The following is a 3191-nucleotide window of genomic DNA, read 5'->3' on the forward strand; positions in this document are numbered from 1 at the left end:
ATCTCTATTACTTTCCTCGCTGAAGCACTAGAGCGTCCAGAAAACTTTGTCGGTATGCATTTCTTTAACCCAGTGCATCGTATGCCATTGGTTGAAGTTATCCGTGGTGAGAAGTCATCAGAAGAAGCGATTGCGACCACCGTTGCGCTAGCTTCGAAAATGGGTAAAGTACCTGTTGTGGTTAATGATTGCCCAGGTTTCTTAGTCAACCGTGTATTGTTCCCATACTTTGGTGCCTTTGATTTGCTACTTAAGCAAGGTGCTGATTTTGCTCATGTTGATAAAGTCATGGAAAAATTCGGCTGGCCTATGGGTCCTGCTTATCTAATCGACGTCGTTGGTTTAGATACTGGTGTTCATGGCGCAGAAGTGATGGCAGAAGGTTTCCCTGACCGCATGAAGCCTGATTATAAAGGCGCGATTGAGCTTTTATATGAAAACAAACGCTTAGGTCAGAAAAACGGCGTTGGTTTCTATAAGTATGAAATGGACAAACGCGGCAAGCCAAAGAAAGTTGCTGATGAAGCCACTTATGAGCTATTAAAAACCACGACTGATAGCGACAAGCAGACTTTTGATGATCAAGCGATTATCGACCGCACCATGCTAGCTTTCTGTAATGAAACTGTACGTTGCCTAGAAGACAACATCGTCAGCACGCCATCAGAAGCGGATATGGCGATGATTATGGGCGTTGGTTTCCCACCATTCCGCGGTGGACCTTGCCGTTATATCGACCAAATGGGTCTAGATAACTACTTGGCACTGTGTGAAAAATACGCACATCTTGGCAAAGCTTATGAAGCTCCGCAAAAGATTCGCGATATGGCAGCAGCAGGCGAGACCTTTTACGCAACTGCGTAGTAGGCAGTCATTACTAGGATGAAGTGCCGTGCATTTGCTGTTGAGAGTCATAGCAATTGAGCTAGCTATATTTAATGGCAATATTCTTTAATAGCAAACGTACGATTATAGTTATTTACAATTAATGCTAGTACAAGGAAATCGAGCGCAGATGTACGTATTGTACTTTAAGCGAGATTGACGAGGTAGTAGCACTAAAGTGAACTGACTACACTGACAATAAAAATTGAAAAGGAAGATAGTATGACAATTTTAAGTCCAAAAGACGTGGTCATCGTAGATGGCGTACGCTCAGCAATGGGTAAAACCAAAAATGGTATGTTCCGTCATGTCCGCGCTGATAGCATGTCTGCTGAATTGGTCCGTGCATTGGTTGAGCGTAATGACTTTGACCCACGTGACGTTGAAGATGTTATCTGGGGCTGTGTCAACCAGACTCTAGAGCAAGGCTTAAATATCGGTCGTAACATTGGCTTGCTAGCTGGTATTCCAAAGACTGCTGGCGGTCAAACCGTTAACCGTCTATGTGGTTCTTCTATGCAAGCGCTACATACCGCTGCTGCCCAAATCATGACAGGCCAAGGTGATGTGTTCATCATCGGTGGTGTTGAGCATATGGGTCACGTCGGCATGATGCATGGCGTTGATCTTAACCCTGAAGCGTCAAAGCATTATGCAAAAGCCTCAAACATGATGGGCTTGACTGCTGAAATGCTAGGTCGTATGAATAACATCACCCGTGAAGAACAAGATACCTTTGGTCTTGAGTCGCATCGCCGTGCATGGGCTGCGACTATTGAAGGTCGTTTTGACAATGAAATCATCGGTATCGAAGGTCATGACGAAGCGGGTCGCTTGCAACTATGTACCGTTGATGAAGTGATTCGTCCTGATGCCACGATGGAACAAATGCAAAAGCTACGCCCAGCCTTTGATCCAGTAGGCGGTACAGTGACTGCTGCTACCTCATCTGCACTATCTGATGGTGCATCAGCAATGCTAATCATGAGCGCGCAAAAAGCCAAAGAGCTAGGTCTTAAGCCACGTGCTCGTATTCGTAGCATGGCAGTCGCTGGTTGTGATGCCGCTATCATGGGTTATGGTCCTGTACCTGCCACCCAAAAAGCATTGAAGCGTGCTGGCATGAGCATCGAAGATATGCAAACTATCGAGCTAAACGAAGCGTTCGCTGCGCAGGGCTTGTCAGTACTTAAAGCCTTGAACTTGACGGATAAGCAAGACATCGTCAACATCAACGGTGGCGCTATTGCTTTAGGTCATCCACTAGGTTGTTCTGGCGCTCGTATCACCGTTACTTTGCTAAATGCTATGGAGCAATCAGATACTGAAATCGGTCTGGCGACGATGTGTATTGGTCTTGGTCAAGGTATCGCCACTATTATTGAGCGTGTTTAAGCCTTTCATATTGCAATAATTTTAAAATAGTTAAGCACTTTACGATAAACCCCTAGTCATCATGACTAGGGGTTTTTTTATGCTTTAATAATAAGCCAATAGTTAGAACATTGTGCTTATAAGTGGTTATTAAAGTTTATCTCCATTGACGCATTCGCTAAACTGTGACTAAATGAGAGAGTAATTAACAGTTATAATTTTAAGCCTAATATTCATTCTAAATAAGTTTAGAGCCGTCAGCTTCAGCCGTACAAGGAGTGTACTATGTCCACCATGATTACTGATCGTACCTACCGTATTGACCGTGAAAATACTCAAGCGATGATAATCGACGTGCAAGAGCGCCTAACACCGCATATCTATGACCATGAAAATATCATCAAAAAAATAACGACACTTGTGAAAGGCTTACAAGCGCTGAATATCCCTATTATGCTGAATGAGCAATATAAAAAAGGACTTGGCGATACTTTGCCTGAAATTCGAGAATTGCTTGAAGAAAAAAATGCCAAAAGTTTTGAAAAGGTTACTTTTAGTGCCTGTGATAATAATGACTCGTGGCATTATTTGGCACAGCAAAACCGCAGTATTATTTTATTGTTCGGGGTAGAGGCACATGTTTGTGTACTGCAAACCGCGCTTGATTTGCTAGATAACGGGATGCAGCCAGTTATTATTGGCGATGCGGTTGGCTCACGTTTTCCCTATGATAAAAAGCAAGCCATTCGCCGCATTCGCCGCGCTGGTGGGGTGATTACCACGGTTGAGACCATTTTGTTTGAGCTATGCCGTAGCAGCCAAGACCCTGCCTTTAAAACCATCAGTAATTTGATTAAATAGCTATTGTCATTCCATGTAGAAAAATAGCGCTTACTAAGATAAGCGCTATTTTTCTATAATGGTGACGCTCA

General features: G+C 43.6%; 3 protein-coding genes. All 3 read left to right on the forward strand.

All coding sequences use genetic code 11. The annotated features are described in order from the left end of the window. Positions 1–864: 3-hydroxyacyl-CoA dehydrogenase family protein (locus VLN09_RS01615; protein ID WP_325243431.1), on the forward strand; the 864-nt coding region annotated here is incomplete at its 5' end. Positions 865–1107: 243 nt separating this feature from the next. Continuing rightward, positions 1108–2280, forward strand: coding sequence for an acetyl-CoA C-acyltransferase FadA (gene fadA, locus VLN09_RS01620; protein ID WP_325243433.1), 1173 nt, complete (start codon positions 1108–1110; stop codon positions 2278–2280). A 264-nt stretch (positions 2281–2544) separates the two neighbouring features. Beyond that, entirely contained in the window at positions 2545–3120 is a 576-nt protein-coding gene (locus VLN09_RS01625) for an isochorismatase family protein (protein ID WP_325243435.1), read from the forward strand. Positions 3121–3191 lie beyond the last annotated feature (71 nt).

This window comes from Psychrobacter sp. (assembly GCF_035469765.1).
GTDB lineage: Bacteria > Pseudomonadota > Gammaproteobacteria > Pseudomonadales > Moraxellaceae > Psychrobacter.